Source organism: Kitasatospora sp. NPDC058406 (assembly GCF_042722765.1).
In the GTDB taxonomy this organism is placed as follows: Bacteria; Actinomycetota; Actinomycetes; order Streptomycetales; family Streptomycetaceae; genus Kitasatospora.
In genome coordinates, this window is sequence record NZ_JBHXKE010000113.1 from 1 (window position 1) to 17,470 (window position 17,470).

The following is a 17,470-nucleotide window of genomic DNA, read 5'->3' on the forward strand; positions in this document are numbered from 1 at the left end:
CTGGGGTGTGGGGGCGCCCGGCCCCCCCCCCGGGCCCGCCGGGGGGGGGGGCCCCCGGGGGCCCCCCCGCCCGGGGCCGGGGCCGCCGGGGCCCGCCGGGGCCCTCGGAGCCGTCGGGCCCGGCGCGGTGCCGGGCCTTGAGGCGGTGCTAGACCTTGAGGTACTTCCGCAGGGTGAAGAAGGCCGCGATGCCGGCCATCGCCATGCCGACCACCACCAGCAGCGGTATCACCGCCAGCACCGAGCCGAGCCCGATGAAGTTGATGAACTGGACCCGCTCGGCCAGCCAGCTGTGGACGAAGAAGTGGCCGCAGAGCAGCAGGCCGGAGGCCATCACCGCACCGAGCAGCGCGGAGAACGCGGCCTCGGCGATGAACGGCATCTGCACGTAGAAGTTCGAAGCACCGACCAGGCGCATGATGCCGGTCTCGCGCCGCCTGCTGTACGCCGACACCCGAACGGTGTTGACGATCAGCAGCAGGGCGACGAAGAGCATCAGCACCATGATCACGAACGCCGCCGTCTGCAGACCGTTCAGCAGACCGAAGAGGTTCTCCAGGATCTTCCGCTGGTCCTCGACCGACTTCACGCCGGGCTTGCCGGCGAAGGCGCTCTGGATGACGTCGTACTTGGTCGGGTCCTTGAGCTTCACCCGCCAGGACTGCGGGATGGCCTCCGGGCCGAGGACGGAGATGAGCGGGTTGTCCGGGTTCATCTCCTTCCAGTGCTTGTACGCCTCGGCGGAGTTCTCGAAGGTCGAGGACTGGACCACCGAGTCCATCTTGTCCAGCTGGGTCTTGATCTCGGCGATCTGCTGGTCGGTGGCCGCGCCCGCCTGGCACTGCGGCGAGTTGCGGGCGTCCGACTTGGTGCAGAAGTAGATGCTGACCTCGACCTTGTCGTACCAGTACCCCTTCATGGAGTTCACCTGGTCCCGGACCAGGAGCGAGGCACCGGCGAGGGCGAGGGAGAGCGCGACACTGACGACCACCGCGATGGTCATCGTCAGGTTGCGGCGGAGACCCACACCGATCTCCGACAGGACGAACTGGGCGCGCATGCGTTCAACAACTCCAGGGTCGGTACTGCTGGTCGGGCGAGGCGGGCGGGCTGCCCACGGGCTCAGCGCTGAGGGATCAGTGCTGGTATCCGTAGACGCCGCGGGCCTGGTCGCGGACCAGCAGCCCCTTGTCGAGCTCGATGACGCGCTTGCGCATCTGGTCGACGATGGCCTGGTCGTGGGTGGCCATCAGCACGGTGGTGCCGGTGCGGTTGATCCGGTCGAGCAGCTTCATGATGCCGATCGAGTTCTGCGGGTCGAGGTTGCCGGTGGGCTCGTCCGCGATCAGCAGCATCGGGCGGTTCACGAACGCCCGGGCGATCGCCACGCGCTGCTGCTCACCACCGGACAGCTCGCCCGGCATGCGGTCCTCCTTGCCGCCGAGGCCGACCAGGTCGAGCACCTCGGGCACCACCTTGTTGATGGCGCTCTTCGGCTTGCCGATCACTTCGAGGGCGAAGGCCACGTTCTGCGAGACCGTCTTGTTCGGCAGCAGGCGGAAGTCCTGGAAGACGGTGCCCAGCTGGCGGCGCATGTGCGGCACCTTCCAGTTGGAGAGCTTGCCCAGGTCCTTGCCGAGCACGTGCACCTCGCCCGTGCTGGGGCGCTCCTCGCGCAGGCAGAGGCGCAGGAAGGTGGACTTGCCCGAGCCGGACGAGCCGACCAGGAAGACGAACTCACCCTTCTCGATCTCCAGCGAGACGTTGTCCAGGGCGGGACGATTCTGCTTGGGATAGGTCTTGGAGACGTTGTCGAATCTGATCACGGCTGCATCACGGAGGCCATCCTAGGCGGCGCCAGTCCTCGGTCGGTCCACCCCTCGGCTTGCCCGGCCCAGGGGCGGGCGAGGGGAGCGAAAGGGCCGCTCCCGGCTTGGGACCATACGCGAAGCGACGCCGCGCTCGCAGGCTCGGGCCTCGACGGAACCGGAAACCTGGGGGAGAATGACCGGCTTTGCCCCGAATATTGGGAGCCATCTCACAGCCCGGGGGCCGGAATGCGGAGAACCTGGCAGAGTGGAGGTGGCGGTCGGGGTTGACCGATCCCCCGCACAGGGCACATGAAGGAACCAAGGCCCGGTCCGGTGCGTTGGCTGTAGCAGCGAGGAGGAGATCGCATGACCTGCGACCATCTGGTGTGCGCCAACTGCAACGGCCGAGTGAGCGAGGGCCGCTGCCCCACGTGCCGTGCCACCCGGGCCAGGCTGCAGGAGCAGCAGAACCCGTTCGCCGCGCTCTCCCCCGCGATGCTGCTGGCCGTCCTGGCCGGACTGCTCGCGGTGGTGCTGCTCGCGCGGCAGGCGCTGGCCTGACCGGGACGCACCACATCGGAGAGGCCCCCGACCGCTTGCCGGTCGGGGGCCTCTCCGTCTCACCTGGTCCGCGGTTCCGCTGTTGCGCGGGGAATCGCCGTCCTACTGCTGCGCGGCGGTCTCGCGCTGCTTGCGCCAGCGGATGCCGGCCTCGATGAAGCCGTCGATGTCACCGTCCAGCACGCCCTGCGGGTTGCCGACCTCGTACTCGGTCCGGACGTCCTTGACCATCTGGTACGGGTGCAGCACGTAGGAGCGCATCTGGTTGCCCCAGGAGCTGCCGCTGTCCTTGAGGGCGTCCATCGCCGCCCGCTCCTCCTGGCGGCGCCGCTCCAGCAGCTTCGCCTGGAGGACGTTCATCGCGGACGCCTTGTTCTGGATCTGCGAGCGCTCGTTCTGGCAGGAGACCACCACGCCGGTCGGGAGGTGCGTGATGCGCACCGCCGAGTCGGTGGTGTTGACGCCCTGACCGCCCGGGCCGGACGCGCGGTACACGTCGATGCGCAGCTCGCCCTCGTCGATGTCGACGTGGTCGGACTGCTCGACGACCGGGAGCACCTCGACACCGGCGAACGAGGTCTGCCGGCGGCCCTGGTTGTCGAAGGGCGAGATGCGGACCAGGCGGTGGGTGCCCTGCTCGACCGAGAGGGTGCCGTAGGCGTACGGGGCCTTGACGGTGAAGGTGGCGGACTTGATGCCGGCCTCCTCCGCGTACGAGGTGTCGTAGACCTCGGTCGGGTAGCCGTGGCGCTCGGCCCAGCGCAGGTACATGCGCATGAGCTGCTCGGCGAAGTCGGCGGCGTCCACGCCACCGGCCTCGGCACGGATGTTGATCAGCGCCTCACGGGCGTCGTACTCGCCGGAGAGGAGGGTGCGGACCTCCAGCTCCTCGACCGCCTTGCCGACGGCCGCCAGCTCGGTCTCGGCCTCGACGCGGGTGTCCGCGTCGTTCTCGGCCTCGGCCAGTTCGAACAGGACGCCCAGGTCGTCGATGCGGCTGCGCAGGCCCTCGACCCTGCGCAGTTCACCCTGGAGGAAGGAGAGCCTGCTGGTCACCTTCTGCGCGTTCGCGAGGTCGTCCCACAGGTTGGGGGCCGCTGCCTCCTCCTCCAGGACCGCGATGTCGGCCCGGATCTTGTCCAGGTCGAGGACGGCCTCGATCGACCCCATGGTCGTTTCGAGGTTCTTGAGCTCTTCGGAAGGATCGACGGCTGCCACGCCCCCAGGGTAATGGTTCCCGGGAGGCACCGGACGACCCCGGGGGGCGTCCGGTGCCGCGAGCGCGCCGCCCGGCCCGCCCCGACGGGCCTGCGGACCGTCCCCCGGGGCCGTCCGGCTCTGCCCCGCGGGCAGGGTCGCGGCGCCCTAGGGGGCCCGCGGCGCCGTCGGGACGACGGCCGGGCGGGGACCTTGCCCGGCGTCCGGAACGGTGGCGGCGAACGCGGTCCAGGCCGCCGCGGCGCCGGCCAGCAGCAGCACCGTGGCCAGCAGGACCGCCAGCATCCGGCGGCGGCGCAGCAGCGCCTGGCGGTCCCGGCGGTGCGCCGCGCCCGGGGCGGTCCGCTGCGCCCGCGACTCGGCCGCATACGAGGCCAGCTCGTCCGCGGAGGGGCGGCGCAGGCTGGTGTGGGTGTCCCGGGTGGAGTCCGGGGCGGCCCCCGGGACCAGCGGGACGGCCGGGCCGCGCCGCCGCTTGTGGGTGCCCGGTCCGGCGTCCACCTCGGCGTACACCGCCTCGCCCGGGGTGAGCTGCTCCTCGGCCGCCGGGCGGCCCTGCTGCGGGACGGCCAGCACCGGCAGCCCGGCCATCGCGGGCAGCTGCTCGCGCAGCCGGGTGGCCAGCTCGGCCGCGCGCAGCCGGGAGGCGGGGGCCTTGGCCAGGCACTCGGCGATGATCCGCCAGAGGCCGTCGGGCAGGCCCGGGATCGGCGGCACCTGCTCGGTGACGTGCCGGCGCAGCACCGCGCCGGTGTGGCCGCCGCCGAACGGGGTGAAGCCCGCCAGCAGCTCGTACAGCACGGTGGCGAGGGCGTAGATGTCGACGGCCGCGCGCGGTTCCAGGCCCTCGATGATCTCGGGGGCGAGGTAGTCGGGGGTGCCGATGATCCGGGTGGCACGGGTCCGGCGCGGGGCGTCGACCAGCCGGGCGACGCCGAAGTCGGTCAGCTTGGCGCGCGGGGCGCCACCGGGCCCGGGGGCTGCGGAGAGGTCGAGCAGGACGTTCTCCGGCTTGACGTCGCGGTGCACGATGCCGGCCGCGTGGGCGGCGGCCAGGCCGTCGGCGACGTCCGCGATGACCGAGACGGCGGTCTGCGGGGCGAGCGCGCCGTCCCGTTCCAGCCGGGACCGCAGGTCGGTGCCCTGGACCAGCTCCATGACGAGCGCGAGGTCGTTGCCGTCGACCACCATGTCGCGCACGCCGACCACCCGGGGGTGGTCGAGGCTGGTGAGCGCCGCGCGTTCCTGCACGAAACGGCCGACCAGCACCTGGTCGGCCGCGAGGTCCTCGCGGAGCAGCTTGACCGCGACCGGGCCGTCCGGGCCCTCACCGAGCCAGACCGTCCCGGCCGAGCCCCGGCCGATCACCTGGTGGACGGTGTAGCGGCTGCCGATCTTGCGTGCCAATGCTGCTCCGTGGGCGGCGGGAGCGTCCCGGGAGGGTGCGGGGCGCTCGGTGGGGCGGGACAACAGCGACCAACCTACGCGTCCGGGCGCCCTCCGGGGGCCGCCTGACGGTGCTCGGCGGGTACTGGGGGCCGAGAAATCTTGTGAATTATCGACATAGCGTCAATCCCGTTGCCGGTCGGGCCCGCGGCACCGCCCCCGGCGGGGCCGGTGGCCGGCGGCCCCGCCGTCGGCCCCGCGGGCCCCGCCCCGGGCCGGCCTCCCCGGGCCGGCCGTCAGTTCTTCGAGTTGCCGAACAGGTGGCTCACCCAGTCGCTCGCGTCGGAGAACCAGCCCTGCACGCTGTCCCAGTACTCCGGCAGCGGGGTGAAGTTCCACAGCGCCACCGCGGCCACCGCCAGGACCAGCAGCACCATCAGACAGCCCTTCAGGCAGCCGAGGCCCGGGATGTACATCCGGTTGCGGCTGCGCGGACGCCGTTCGCGGGCGGGCGCCGCCTCCCGGCGGGACGGCTCCTGCGGCGGCTCGGCCCGGCGCTGCGGAGGCTCACGGCGCTGGGGGGCGGGCGGCTCCGCCCGGCGCGGGGGCGCCGGCGGGGCGGACTGCTGCGGCGCCGGACGGTGACCGCCCTGCGGGCCGGCCGGGGCCTGCTGCCCGTACGGCTGGGGCGGCTGTCCGTGCGGCGGCCGGCCGCCCTGCGGGGCCTGGTTGTGCTGCGGCGGCCGGTTGTAGCCGCCGGGCGGCTGCGGACGACCCGCCGGAGGTGCCTGGTAGGGCGGCGGCGCGACCGGCGGACGCTGGGCGTAGCCCGGCGGCGGGGCCTGCCGGTAGCCGCCCGGCTGCTGCGGGGCCTGCTGCGGCGCCTGGTGGCCCTGCGGCGGGCCGGGCGGGCGCCCGCCGGCCTGGTACGGCGCCGGGGCGACCGGCGGGGCGTCGAAGTCCTCGGGGGCGAAGTAGCTGACCTCGGTCTGCTGGTTGCGGTCGCGGGCCGCGCGCAGCTGGGTCTGCCACGGGTGCGGCGCCTCGGGCTGCGGCGGGCCGGGCGGGGGCGGCGGCACGGGCGGCATCATCCGGGTCGCGGCGGCCGGGTCGTACGGGGGCGGCTGGGTGCCCATCACCCGCGTCGCGGCCGCCGGGTCGTACTCCTGGCCGGGCTGGCCGAACTGACCGGGCTGACCGGGCTGGCCCGGCTGGCCCGGCTGGCCTGCCGGGAGCACCTGGGTGCGGTCCTCGGCACCGGGCGCGCCGAACGGTCCGCCCGGCACCCCCATCGGGGCGCCCGGCACCGGGGCGGGCTGCCGGTCCGGCTGGAGCAGGGCACCGACGGCCAGCGCCGCGTCCACCGCCGCCGGGGAGGCGTGCACGCCCACCCCGGCCGCGACCACGCGCAGCGCGCGGGCCAGCGTCACGGCACTCGGCCGCTGCGCCGGGTCCTTGCGCAGGCAGCGCTCGATCACCGTCCAGAGCGGCTCGGGCATCGTGGACGGACGCTGCGGCTCCTGGGCGAGGTGGGCCTGGAGCACGGCCAGCGGGTTGTCGCCCTGGAACGGCTGGCGGCCGGTGACCAGCTCGTACAGCATGATCCCGGCGCCGTAGACGTCCACCGCGGAGGTCTGCGGGCGGCCCTCCGCGGACTCCGGGGCGACGTAGGCCGGGGTGCCGACGAACTCGTGGCTGCGGGTGATGCCCGGGGAGTCGGCGAGCCGGGCGATGCCGAAGTCGGTCAGCATCGGGTGCATCTGCTCGGTGCCGTCCACGACGGCGGTCGCGAGCAGGACGTTGGCCGGCTTGAGGTCCCGGTGGACGATGCCGTCGGCGTGGCTGACGGCCAGCGCGTCGGCGACCTGGGCCATTAGCAGGGCCCCGGCGATCGGGCTGAACGGGCCGTTGCCGCGCAGGTAGCGGGCCAGGTCGGGGCCGTCGATCAGGTCCATCACCAGGGCGAGCAGCTCGCCCTCGACGACCAGGTCGCGGACCTTGACGATGTTCGGGTGGGTGAGCCGGACCAGGACCGAGCGCTCGCGCAGGAAGCGCATCACGACGTCGGGGTCGGCGGCGAGCTCCTCGCGCAGCACCTTGATCGCGACCGACTGCCCCGGCTCGCTGCCGGGCACGGCGACGTCGGCGCGGACCCGTCCGCGCCAGACGGTGCCGGTGGCCCCCCGCCCGAGGGTCTCCTCAAGCACATACTTGCTGCCGACTGGCCGCACCTGTCGCACTCCTCGCCGTGCCGCCCGCGCGGGGCGCTCCCCCGCAGGTGCGGTGAGCCTGCCGGGCCCGTGTTTCCGGCCACTCTAACGGTGTCCGTTCATGTTTTTGAGGCGACCGGCGAGGGGGTTCGCCCGGGTTGGGGGACATCCCCCGGGGGACGACCCGGAGGCCTCCGGCCGCGTTCGCCCCGGCCGCGGGCAGGGCGGCGGTTGACCTGACCCTCCGTCGCCTCCACCATGGCGATGATCGCAAGATCGTCAGATCCGGTACCGTGCGCGGACTGTCCGTGACGGATGGCAGGATGACAGTCGCCACTCTTGTGGCCCATGCGGTGCCGGCCACGCCGACGTCACTCGCGGCGGGCCGGGGCAGCGGCACCAGGCGTCACACCAGCAGAAGGGACCGCGGGCGAGATGCAGATCCGGCTGACCGTCCTCCGACCGCGCAGCGGACCGGCAGTCGCCGGCTCCGCCATCCCCTACGTCGACGTGCTGGTCACCGCGCCCGTCGGCACCGCGCTCGGATCCCTCGCGGGCGCGCTCGCGGGCGCCGTGGGCGTGCGCGGCCCGCGGGCCGCCACCCACGTGCACCTGTACGCCGGGGCGCACCGGGTGGACGAGCACACGCTGCTCGGCCACCCCCCGCTGCTGGACGGCGCCGTCCTCAGCCTCAACGAACCCGACCCGACCGCCGACGACCCCGACGACGGCCCGGCCGCCGCCGAGCTCCGGGTGGTCGGCGGCCCCGACGCCGGCGGCGTGCACCGCCTGCACGGCCGGGAGATCCGGGTCGGCCGTTCGGGCGAGGCCGACGTCCCGATCGACGACCCGGACGTCTCCCGGCTCCACCTCTCCCTGCACCTCGCCGACGACGGCACGGTGACCGTCCGCGACCTCGGCTCGACCAACGGCACCACCGTGGACGGCCGGATCGTGCCGCCCGGCCCGCCCGAGGAGGCCGTCCCGCTCGACGGCACCGGACTGCTCCGGATCGGCGAGTCCACCCTCCGGGTCACCGGCCCGGAGGCCGGGGACGCCCCCGGGGCGCCCGCCCGCGCCGCGCTCCCCGACGGCCACGGCCACCTCCAGCTCGCCGCCCCCGCGCCCGTCCGCCCCGCGCCGCCCGCCGCCGAACCGCCCGCCGCGCCGGAGCCGCCCACCGGCCGGGGCCGCGGCTTGCTCTCGCTCCGGCTCGGCCGCACCGCCGCCGAGCCGCCCGGCCAGGAGAGCGCCGAGCGCCACCACGCCGCCGTCCGCACCCGGCAGGCCGCCGCCCAGCGCGAGCGCTGGCCCGACCTCGCCACCCTGCTGCTCAACGCGCTCGGCCCCGGCCCCCGGCTCTGGGAGCGCGGCCCCGGCCACCCCGACGCGCTCACCCTGCGGCTCGGCACCGCCGACCGGCCCGGCGGCCCCGGCACCTCCCCCGGCACCGTGCTGCCCGCCGTCCCGGTCACGCTCGACCTGCAGACCGCCGGGAGCCTCGGCCTCAGCGGACCGCGCGACCGGCTCGACGCGCTCACCCGCGCCGTCGTCGCCCAGCTCGCGGCGCTGCACCCGCCGACCGGGCTCAGCCTCGTCGTGGTCGACGCCGACCCGGCCCGCGCCCCGCAGGACCGCGCCGACACCTGGGCCTGGGCGCTCTGGCTGCCCCACCTGCGCCCCACCGACGGCCAGGACTGCCGGCTGCTGCTCGGCCTCGACGACGACCAGGCCACCGCCCGGCTCACCGAGCTCACCACCCGCCTCACCGGCCCGACCGGTCTCGGCGGCCACCCCGCCACCGTCGTGGTGGTCGACGGGCGCCCGAACAGCCAGGCCGCCCGGCAGGCCCTCGACCTGCTGTTGCGACAGGGCCCGGCCGTCGGCATCTTCCCGGTCTGCCTCGCCGAACAGCCCGAACTGCTGCCCCGCGGCATCGGCGCCACCGCCCTGATCACCGGCGAGGTCGGCACCCAGCTCTCGCTCGACCGGCCGGTCGCCCGCGGCCGGGAGACCCTGCACGAGGTCTCCCTCGACGCGGTCTCGGACGCCTGGGCCGAACGGCTCGCCCGCGTCCTCGCCCCGCTGCGCGAGGCCGCACCCGTCACCCGCGGCCCGCTCCCGGACGCCCTGCGCCTGCTCGACCTGCTCCAGCTCGACACCGTCACCCCCGCCAAGCTCTCCGCCCGCTGGGACGCGCACGCCGGCGGCATCGGCGCCGCCACCGCCCTGCTCGGCACCACGCGCGACGAGCTCTGCACCCTCGACCTCGCCGACCCGGAGCTCACCCTCCCGTCCCCCGACCCGGGCGGCCCGCACCTGCTGGTCGGCGGCGCGCGCGGCTCCGGCAAGACCGAGCTGCTGCGGACCCTGATCGCCTCGCTGGCGGTCTCCGAGCGCCCCGAGCGGCTGGCCGTCACCGTCGTCGAGGGCCGGGCCGGCGAGGACGGCCTCGCCGGGTGCACCGAGCTGCCGCACGTCACCGGGCTGGTCAACGCCGCCACCGACCCGCGCGCGGCGCTGCTCGCCGCCGAGGCGCTGGAGGACGAGCTGGTGCTGCGCGAGCGGCTCTTCGACGGGCTGGACTTCGCCTCCTGGCACGCCACCCGCATCCTCGACGGGGGGCTCGACGATACCCTCCACGCCGACCGGCCGGCCGTCCCCGTCCCCGTCCCCGTCCCCGCCGTCGTCGGTGCGGGCGGCACGCCGTCCGTGCCCCGGATCGTCCAGCCCCGCAGCTCCGAACCGCCGGCGCCGCCCGCCGCGCCGGCCGCACCCGCCGGCCCGGTCCCGGCCCGGCTCGTCGTCGTGGTCGACGACTACGACGCGCTGCTCTCCCCCACCTCCCCGGCCGGCCGGCCGCTCGCCCGGGCACTGGCCGCCGTCGCCCGGCGCGGCGGCCCGCTCGGCGTCCACCTCGCGGTGGCCACCGGACGCCCGGAGGAGAGCGCCGGCACCGAGGTCGACGAGGCCGCCCTGCTGCGGATCGCGCTGCGCACCGACGACCCGGCCGACTCCGACCTGCTCATCCACCTCGGCGACGCCGCCGCGCTGCCGGACTCCACCCCGGGCCGCGGCTACCTGCGGCTGCCGGACGGCGGCGTGACCGCGTTCCAGACCGCCCGGATCAGCGGCCGCATCCCGCGCACCGCCACCCTGCGGCCCACCGTCGTCGCGATCGACCCGCTCCAGCTGGGGGCGCCGCCGGCCCGTCGTCCGGTGCGCGAGCTGGGCAACGGGCCGACCGACCTCGCCCTGCTCGCCAGCGCGCTGCAGCGGGCGGCCGGGCGCTGACCCCACGGGCACGCCGGGCACCGGGCTCGGGGCACCAGGGGCACCGGGCACCGGGCACCGGGCACCGGGCACCGAAAACGGCTGTGGGGCCCGCTTCCACCGGGCCCCACAGCTTCACTGACGACGCGATCAGGCGTTCTTCTGCTTCGGCTCCTCACCGGCCTGGGCGGTGACCGTGCGGCCCAGCACCGCCGAGTGCCCGGACACCGTGCCCGGCTTGCCCAGGTCGCTGCCCTCGCCGACGACGACCAGACGCTCGCCGAGGAACTCGTGGGTCTTCGGATCGAAGATCCACTCGCTCCGGACGCCGCCGTCCACGTGCGCCACGGCCACACCGTGCCGGCCCGACGCGTCCACCGAGTCGTCGATCACGGTGACCCCGGGGATCTTCGCCGCCGCCCGGTAGAGCGCGGCGCTGACCGCCGGCGGCGCCAGCTGCTCGCGCAGCAGGTCGCCGATGGTCGTGAAGGCCTCCTGGTCGGGGGTCCGGCCCTGGCCCTTGGTCTCCGTGTAGATCTTCTTCAGCAGCGCGTCCGGGTCGGTCGGCAGTCCGGCCAGGTACGCGTACGTCGGAGCGTTCAGGCTCGGCTTGGTGGTCGGGTCGACCCACTCGCCGCCGTCGGTGCGCGGCGCGGGACGCGTGTCCCCGGGCTTGCGCTCGCCCGTCTCGTGGGACCTCCCCTCCTCCTTCAGCACGCCCCACTGGCTGCCGTCCGCCGAGAGCCAGATCTGACGGCGGTGCGGCTTGTCGATGGTCGACTCGCCGGTGGCCAGGTTGACGGTGGCGAAGGAGACCAGGCTGTCCACGTAGACGAACTGGTTCTTGCCGGGCTTCTGGTCGGGCTTGCCGGCCGCGGTGTCGGCGACCTGCGTCAGCAGCTGCACGGCGGCGGCCGGGGCCGCGTTCAGCGTGGTGTCCCCGGTGGTCCGGCTCTGGACCTGCTGCTGCTTCTGCGGGCTGCCCTCACCGCCGCCCGCCGTCAGCACCACCGCCAGCGCCAGACCGCCCGCCAGGGCAGGAACCGCCACCCAGCCGAGCTTTCCGCGTCGGACCCGCGCGGGCTTCGTCTCCCGGATCTCACTCATCAGATGTCCCCTCAACAGCCGGTGGCGGTCGGCAGAGAGTTCGGGCCGCGCCGGCGGCGGCAACAGCCGCGCCAGCTCCGCACGTTCGTGCTCGTTCATCGGTTCGTCTCCCGTGTCGACCGGGCCGCATCGACGCGGCCACCCCGTACCTGTCCGACCTCCGCGCGGAGTTCCCGTCCACTTCCGAGCTCTTCCTCCGCCAGCGCACGCAGCTTGGTGCGGGCGCGCGAGAGCCGCGAACGCACCGTCCCGATCGGCACCCCGAGGGCCTCCGCGGCGCTCGCGTAGTCCAGCCCGGCCCAGACGCAGAGGCCGAACACGTCCCGCTCGGCCTTCCGCAACCGGACCAGGGCGCGCCGGGCGGCGGCCAGCTGGGCACTGTCGTCGAGGCGCCCGACCAGCTCGTCGGCGAAGTCCGGCACCACGTCGCGCTCCGGCAACCGCTCCATCGCGGCCCGGTGCCGCCGGGCCGCACGGGCCGTGTTGCGCAGCACGTTGGCGGCGACCCCGAACAGCCAGGGGCGCACCGACTCGTCGCCCTCGTGCAGTCTGTGGCGCAGCCGCCACGCCTCCAGGAAGGTCAGCTGGACGACGTCCTCCGCGACCGCCCAGTCCCCCGACACCCGCACCGCGTACCGGTACAGGTCACCCGCCGTCTCGTCGAACAGCTCCCCGAACGCCCACTGGTCCCCGCTCCTCAACCGACCCCGCTGTGACAGCTCCACACCCCCACCTGCCCCCCCGGCCCCCCGGGGTTCCCCCACACCCCCCCGGGGGGGCCCCGCGCCCGCGGCGGCGGCCCCGCCGTGTGAACAGCCGTCCGTCAGCGCATCGAGCCCGTGCGGAGCAGGGTGCGGATGACGCGCATCGCGACCGAGAGGCTGGACAGCTCGTAGTTGTCCGAACCCCTTATGTCGTCGAGGGTGCTCTTGGCGCGGTTCAGCAGGGTGGAGTTGAGGTCCGCCCAGTCGCTGTAGCGCTCCTCGGGGGTGGCGCCGTCGGGGCCGCAGGCCAGGATGTCGGCGGTCAGCGCCGCGTGGGCCGCGAAGAGGTCCTCTCGGATGGCGGCACGGGCCATCGACGACCAGCGGTCCGTCCGGGGCAGCTCGATGATGCGGTCGAGCAGGTGGGTGATCTGCAGGCGGTCGGCGAGGTCGTAGTAGAGCTCGGCGACGTCGGCGACGTCCTTGCCGGACCGGTCCGCGACCTCGGTGATGTCCAGGGTCGGGAAGGTCGAGGAGAGGCCCGCGATCCGGGTGGCGAGCGCCTCCGGCACGCCGGCCTCGGCCAGCTCGTTGTAGATCGACTCGAACCAGGCGAGGTCCTCGCCGCGGAGCGGCTTGGGCAGCGAGCCCCAGACCTGGTTGACCCGGTCGTGGAAGAACTCGATGGTGCCGGCGATGTCCAGCGGCTGGCGCCGGTTGTTGAGCATCCACCGGGTGGCGCGCTCGACCAGGCGGCGCGAGTGCAGGCGCATCTTGGTCTGGGCACGGGCCGGGACCTGGTTGTCCAGTGCCTCGATCTCGCCCCAGATCTCCTCCAGGCCGAAGACGGCCCGCGCGGCGGTGTGCGTCCGGGCGATCTCCTCGTAGGTGGCGCCGGTCTCCTCCTTCAGGCGGAAGGCGAAGGTGCAGCCACCGCGGTTGATCGTGTCGTTGACGATCAGCGTGGTGATGATCTCGCGGCGCAGGGCGTGCTGGTCGATCTGCTCGGCGAACCGGGTCCGCAGCGCGCTCGGGAAGTAGTCGTGCAGCGCGGTGCGGAAGAACGGGTCGTCGGGCAGCTCGGTGGCGAGCAGCTCGTCGGCCAGGGTGATCTTGGTGTAGGCGAGCAGCACCGACATCTCCGGCTGGGACAGGCCCCGGCCGTTCTGCTGGCGCTCGCGGATCTGCCGCTCGGCGGGCAGGAACTCCAGGCCCCGGTCGAGCTGGCCGGCCGACTCCAGGCGGTTGATCATCCGGGAGTGGACGTTGACCATGCTGTGCGCCTGGGCGACGGCGTTGGCCAGCACCACGTTCTGCGCGTAGTTGTTGCGCAGCACGAGGTGGCCGACCTCGTCGGTCATCTCGGCGAGCAGGGTGTTGCGCTGCTTCACCGTCATGTCGCCGTCGCCGACGACCTGGTTGAGCAGGATCTTGATGTTGACCTCGTGGTCCGAGGTGTCCACGCCGGCCGAGTTGTCGATGGCGTCGGTGTTGATCCAGCCGCCGCCGGCCTGCGGGCCGCCGGTCGCCGCGTACTCGATGCGGCCGAGCTGGGTGCAGCCGAGGTTGCCGCCCTCACCGATGACGCGGGCGCGGACCTGCTCGCCGTTGACCCGGATCGCGTCGTTGGCCTTGTCGCCGACCTCGGCGTTGGTCTCGGTGGAGGCCTTGATGTAGGTGCCGATGCCGCCGTTCCAGAACAGGTCGACGGGCGCCTGCAGGACGGCCTTCATGAGCTCGGCGGGGGTCAGCTTGGAGGCCGTGATGCCGAGGCGCTCGCGGACCTGCGCGGAGACCGGGATGGACTTGGCGCTGCGCGGGAAGACCCCGCCGCCGGGCGAGATCAGCGACTTGTCGTAGTCGTCCCAGGAGCTGCGGGGCAGCTCGAAGAGGCGGCGGCGCTCGGCGTAGGAGGCGGCCGCGTCCGGGCTGGGGTCGAGGAAGATGTGCCGGTGGTCGAAGGCGGCGACCAGGCGGATGTGCTCGCTGAGCAGCATGCCGTTGCCGAAGACGTCGCCGGACATGTCACCGATGCCGATGACGCTGAAGTCCTCGGACTGGGTGTCGACGCCGAGTTCGCGGAAGTTGCGCTTGACGGACTCCCAGGCGCCGCGGGCGGTGATGCCCATGCCCTTGTGGTCGTAGCCGGCCGAGCCGCCGGAGGCGAACGCGTCGCCCAGCCAGAAGCCGTACGCCTCGGCGACGCCGTTCGCGATGTCGGAGAAGGTCGCGGTGCCCTTGTCCGCGGCGACGACCAGGTAGGTGTCGTCCTCGTCGTGGCGGACCACGTCGGCCGGGTGGACGACCTCGCCGCCGACCAGGTTGTCGGTGATGTCCAGCAGCGCCGAGATGAACGTCTTGTAGGACGAAACACCCTCGGCGAGCCAGGCGTCGCGGTCCACCGACGGGTCCGGCAGCTGCTTGGCGACGAAGCCGCCCTTGGCGCCGACCGGCACGATGACGGTGTTCTTCACCATCTGCGCCTTGACCAGGCCGAGGATCTCGGTCCGGAAGTCCTCACGCCGGTCGGACCAGCGCAGACCGCCGCGGGCGACCTTGCCGAAGCGCAGGTGCACGCCCTCGACCTGGGGCGAGTAGACCCAGATCTCGAACGCCGGACGCGGGGCCGGCAGGTCCGGGATGGCCTTCGGGTCGAACTTCATCGACACGTACGAGTGCCACTCGCCCGCGCTGTCGTGCTGGAAGAAGTTGGTCCGCAGGGTGGCCTTGATCAGGTGGAGGAAGGAACGCAGGATGCGGTCCTCGTCCAGGGAGACGACCTCGTCCAGCGCGCCGGACAGCTCCTCCAGGATGCCCTCGGTCAGTTCGAGGGCGCCCTGCTGGTGGCTGGGGCTCAGCCGGGCCTCGAAGAGGTTCACCAGCAGGCGGGTGGTGTGGGTGTTGTTGCGGAGCGCGTCCTCCATGTAGTCCTGGGAGAACGTGGAGCCCGCCTGGCGCAGGTACTTGGCGTACGTGCGCAGCATCATCGCCTGGCGCCAGGTCAGCCCGCCGGTCAGGACCAGCTCGTTGAAGCCGTCGTTCTCGGCCTTGCCCGTCCAGGTGGCGGCGAAGGTCTCCTGGAACCGCTCGCGCGCCTCGTCGGTCAGTTCGACCGCCTCGCGCAGCCGCAGACCGAAGTCGTAGACCCAGGCGGTGGTGTGGTCGGAACGGGTCAGCGCGTAGGGGTGCTCGTCCAGCACCTCGACGCCGAGCCGCTGGAGGACCGGCAGGACCTCGGTGAGCGAGATCGGGCCGCCCACCCGGTAGATCTTGAAGCGGCGCTCGTCGTCGCCCGCGCCGACCGGCTGGTACAGGTTGAGGCGGAAGTCGCCCTCGCCGTGCAGCGACTCGATCTGCTTGAGGTCGGCGACGGCGGTGCGCGCGGTGAAGTCGGCGCGGTAGCCGTCGGGGAAGGCGTTGGCGTACTTGCGGGACAGCTCCGCGGCCCTCTCCTCGCCCAGCTCGACGTGCAGCTGGTCGTTGAAGCCGTCCATCCAGAACCGGGCGGCCTCGGCCAGCCTGGCCTCGATCCGCTCGACCTCGGCGTCGCTCAGGTGCGGCAACTCGCTGCCCGGGGTCACCCGGACCACGAAGTGCAGTCGGGTCAGCACGGACTCCGTCGACCAGACCGTGTAGTCGATCGAGGCGCCGTTGAGCTCCTGCATCAGGAGGTCCATCAGGCGCAGCCGGATGCGGGTGGTGTAGCGGTCGCGCGGCAGGTAGACGAGCGCGGAGAAGTAGCGCCCGTACTCGTCCTGGCGCAGGAAGAGCCGCAGCTTCCGGCGTTCCTGCAGGTAGAGCACGCTGGTGGCGATCTGGAGCAGTTCGCCGGCCGGGGTCTGGAAGATCTCGTCCCGCGGGAAGGTCTCCAGGATCTGGAGCAGGTCGCGGCCGTCGTGGCTCTCGGTGGAGAAGCCGGACTCGGCGATGACGTCCTGGACCTTGCGGCGGACCACGGGGATGCGGCTGACCGACTCGGTGTACGCGGCGGCCGAGAACAGGCCGAGGAAACGGCGCTCGCCGACGACCACGCCGTTGGCGTCGAACTTCTTCACGCCGACGTAGTCGAGGTAGGACGGGCGGTGCACCGTGGCGCGGCTGTTGGCCTTGGTCAGGACGAGCAGCTTCTTCTCGTGCGCCTTGGCGCGGACCGGCGCGGAGAGCCGGCCGAAGGCCTCGCTGACGGCGTGGTGCTGGTCGTCGTGGCCGATCGGGTCGGAGCGCAGGATGCCGAGGCCGGTCCCGGCGACGGCCTTGAGGACCTCCTCGCCCTCGTGCTCGACCAGGTCGTACTCGCGGTAGCCGAGGAAGGTGAAGTGGTCGTCGGCGAGCCAGCGCATCAGCTCCCAGGCCTCGCCGACCTCCTGCTCGGGAAGGCCGGTCGGGGGCTGCTCGGCGAGCTCGTCGGCGAGGCGGAGCGCGGAGTCGCGCATCTTGCCCCAGTCCTCGACGACCTCGCGGACGTCCCCGAGCACGCGGCGCAGGTCGGTCTCGATCGCGCGCAGGTCCGCGCGGTCGGTCTCGCGGTCGACCTCGATGTGCATCCACGACTCGACGATCGCGTCGGCCGGCCACTCGGCACCGGCGGCCTGGCTGCGGGCGCAGGCGTCGACGTCGAGGATCTCCAGCAGCTTGCCGGTGATGTCGCGGCGGACCACCAGCTGCGGGTGGATGACGACGTGGATCGCCCGGTCCTGGCGGGACAGCTCGTTGGTGACCGAGTCGACCAGGAAGGGCATGTCGTCGGTGACGACCTCGACCACGGTGTGGCCGCAGGACCAGCCGTTCTCCTCCACCGAGGGGGTGTGCACCCGCACCTCGGCGGTGCCCTGCGGCCGCTTGAGGCCGAGGCGGTAGTGGGAGGCGGCCGCGCCGTACACGTCGACCGGGTCGCGGTCGACCAGGTCCTCGGGCGCGGTGTGGAGGTAGTAGTGGTGCAGGTATGCGGTCAGAGCGCCGTTGCTCAGACCCTCCCCCGGCGCCGCTCCCCCCACCTGGCTGTTCTCAGCGGCTGCTGCTGCCTTCCTGAGCAGTTCGGCCTTGGCTGCGTCCAGCTTGGTCTGCATGACTTCTTGGCTCCTGTCGCGCGCCGTTGCGTGACTCGGTGGTGTGTGGGTGTGCACCGCCGGGTCTTCCGCAATCCTGCCGCACCCTCCAGCTGAAAGGAGTCCATGGCACGCATGGAACAGCCCTGCAGCGG

10 protein-coding genes are annotated in these 17,470 nt (G+C 73.4%); 2 read left to right on the top strand and 8 right to left on the bottom strand.

Annotated features, from left to right (window positions below; translation table 11 throughout):
* Positions 1-148: 148 nt before the first annotated feature.
* Together ftsX and ftsE are read right to left on the bottom strand one after the other, a co-directional pair.
* Positions 149-1,060, bottom strand: coding sequence for a permease-like cell division protein FtsX (gene ftsX / locus ACFWOG_RS22365; protein ID WP_329883578.1), 912 nt, complete (start codon positions 1,058-1,060; stop codon positions 149-151).
* 76 nt (positions 1,061-1,136) lie between these two features.
* Positions 1,137-1,826 carry a cell division ATP-binding protein FtsE gene (ftsE, locus tag ACFWOG_RS22370; protein WP_329883577.1) on the bottom strand — a complete coding sequence of 230 codons (690 nt, stop codon included), beginning with the start codon at positions 1,824-1,826 and terminating at the stop codon, positions 1,137-1,139.
* Positions 1,827-2,177: 351 nt separating this feature from the next.
* On the opposite strand from ftsE, the gene ACFWOG_RS22375 reads away from it, so the two are divergent.
* Entirely contained in the window at positions 2,178-2,372 is a 195-nt protein-coding gene (locus ACFWOG_RS22375; protein WP_380360542.1) for a hypothetical protein, read from the top strand.
* 102 nt (positions 2,373-2,474) lie between these two features.
* Here the strand turns inward: ACFWOG_RS22375 and prfB are convergent, their stop codons facing one another.
* The 3 genes from prfB to ACFWOG_RS22390 form a co-directional block, all read right to left on the bottom strand.
* The gene (prfB, locus tag ACFWOG_RS22380) at positions 2,475-3,590 is read right to left on the bottom strand and encodes a peptide chain release factor 2 (protein ID WP_329883744.1); all 1,116 of its coding nucleotides are present in this window, start codon (positions 3,588-3,590) and stop codon (positions 2,475-2,477) included.
* Positions 3,591-3,737: 147 nt separating this feature from the next.
* Entirely contained in the window at positions 3,738-4,997 is a 1,260-nt protein-coding gene (locus ACFWOG_RS22385) for a serine/threonine-protein kinase (protein WP_380360544.1), read from the bottom strand.
* Between the two features lie 275 nt (positions 4,998-5,272).
* Positions 5,273-7,207 (bottom strand): protein kinase, encoded by a 1,935-nt coding sequence (locus ACFWOG_RS22390; protein WP_380360546.1) that lies wholly within the window; start codon positions 7,205-7,207, stop codon positions 5,273-5,275.
* A gap of 414 nt (positions 7,208-7,621) precedes the next feature.
* Here ACFWOG_RS22390 and ACFWOG_RS22395 point away from each other — a divergent pair, with 414 nt between their 5' ends.
* Positions 7,622-10,480 carry an FtsK/SpoIIIE domain-containing protein gene (locus ACFWOG_RS22395; RefSeq protein WP_380360548.1) on the top strand — a complete coding sequence of 953 codons (2,859 nt, stop codon included), beginning with the start codon at positions 7,622-7,624 and terminating at the stop codon, positions 10,478-10,480.
* A gap of 129 nt (positions 10,481-10,609) precedes the next feature.
* On the opposite strand, the gene ACFWOG_RS22400 is transcribed toward ACFWOG_RS22395, so the two are convergent.
* From ACFWOG_RS22400 to ACFWOG_RS22410, 3 genes are all read right to left on the bottom strand, one after another.
* Positions 10,610-11,665: a CU044_5270 family protein gene (locus tag ACFWOG_RS22400; RefSeq protein ID WP_329952515.1), complete on the bottom strand. Its 1,056-nt coding sequence runs from the start codon at positions 11,663-11,665 to the stop codon at positions 10,610-10,612.
* Positions 11,662-12,291, bottom strand: coding sequence for an RNA polymerase sigma factor (locus tag ACFWOG_RS22405; protein ID WP_329883572.1), 630 nt, complete (start codon positions 12,289-12,291; stop codon positions 11,662-11,664). Before ACFWOG_RS22405 ends, ACFWOG_RS22400 begins: the two co-directional genes overlap by 4 nt.
* A gap of 98 nt (positions 12,292-12,389) precedes the next feature.
* Positions 12,390-17,336, bottom strand: coding sequence for an NAD-glutamate dehydrogenase (locus tag ACFWOG_RS22410; RefSeq protein WP_329952516.1), 4,947 nt, complete (start codon positions 17,334-17,336; stop codon positions 12,390-12,392).
* Positions 17,337-17,470 lie beyond the last annotated feature (134 nt).

Bases quoted from the DNA above. Each gene is read 5' to 3' on its own strand.
- ftsX (WP_329883578.1), bottom strand. From the start codon at position 1,060: ATGCGCGCCCAGTTCGTCCTGTCGGAGATCGGTGTGGGTCTCCGCCGC.
- ACFWOG_RS22375 (WP_380360542.1), top strand. From the start codon at position 2,178: ATGACCTGCGACCATCTGGTGTGCGCCAACTGCAACGGCCGAGTGAGC.
- ACFWOG_RS22395 (WP_380360548.1), top strand. From the start codon at position 7,622: ATGCAGATCCGGCTGACCGTCCTCCGACCGCGCAGCGGACCGGCAGTC.
- ACFWOG_RS22400 (WP_329952515.1), bottom strand. From the start codon at position 11,665: ATGAACGAGCACGAACGTGCGGAGCTGGCGCGGCTGTTGCCGCCGCCG.
- ACFWOG_RS22410 (WP_329952516.1), bottom strand. From the start codon at position 17,336: ATGCAGACCAAGCTGGACGCAGCCAAGGCCGAACTGCTCAGGAAGGCA.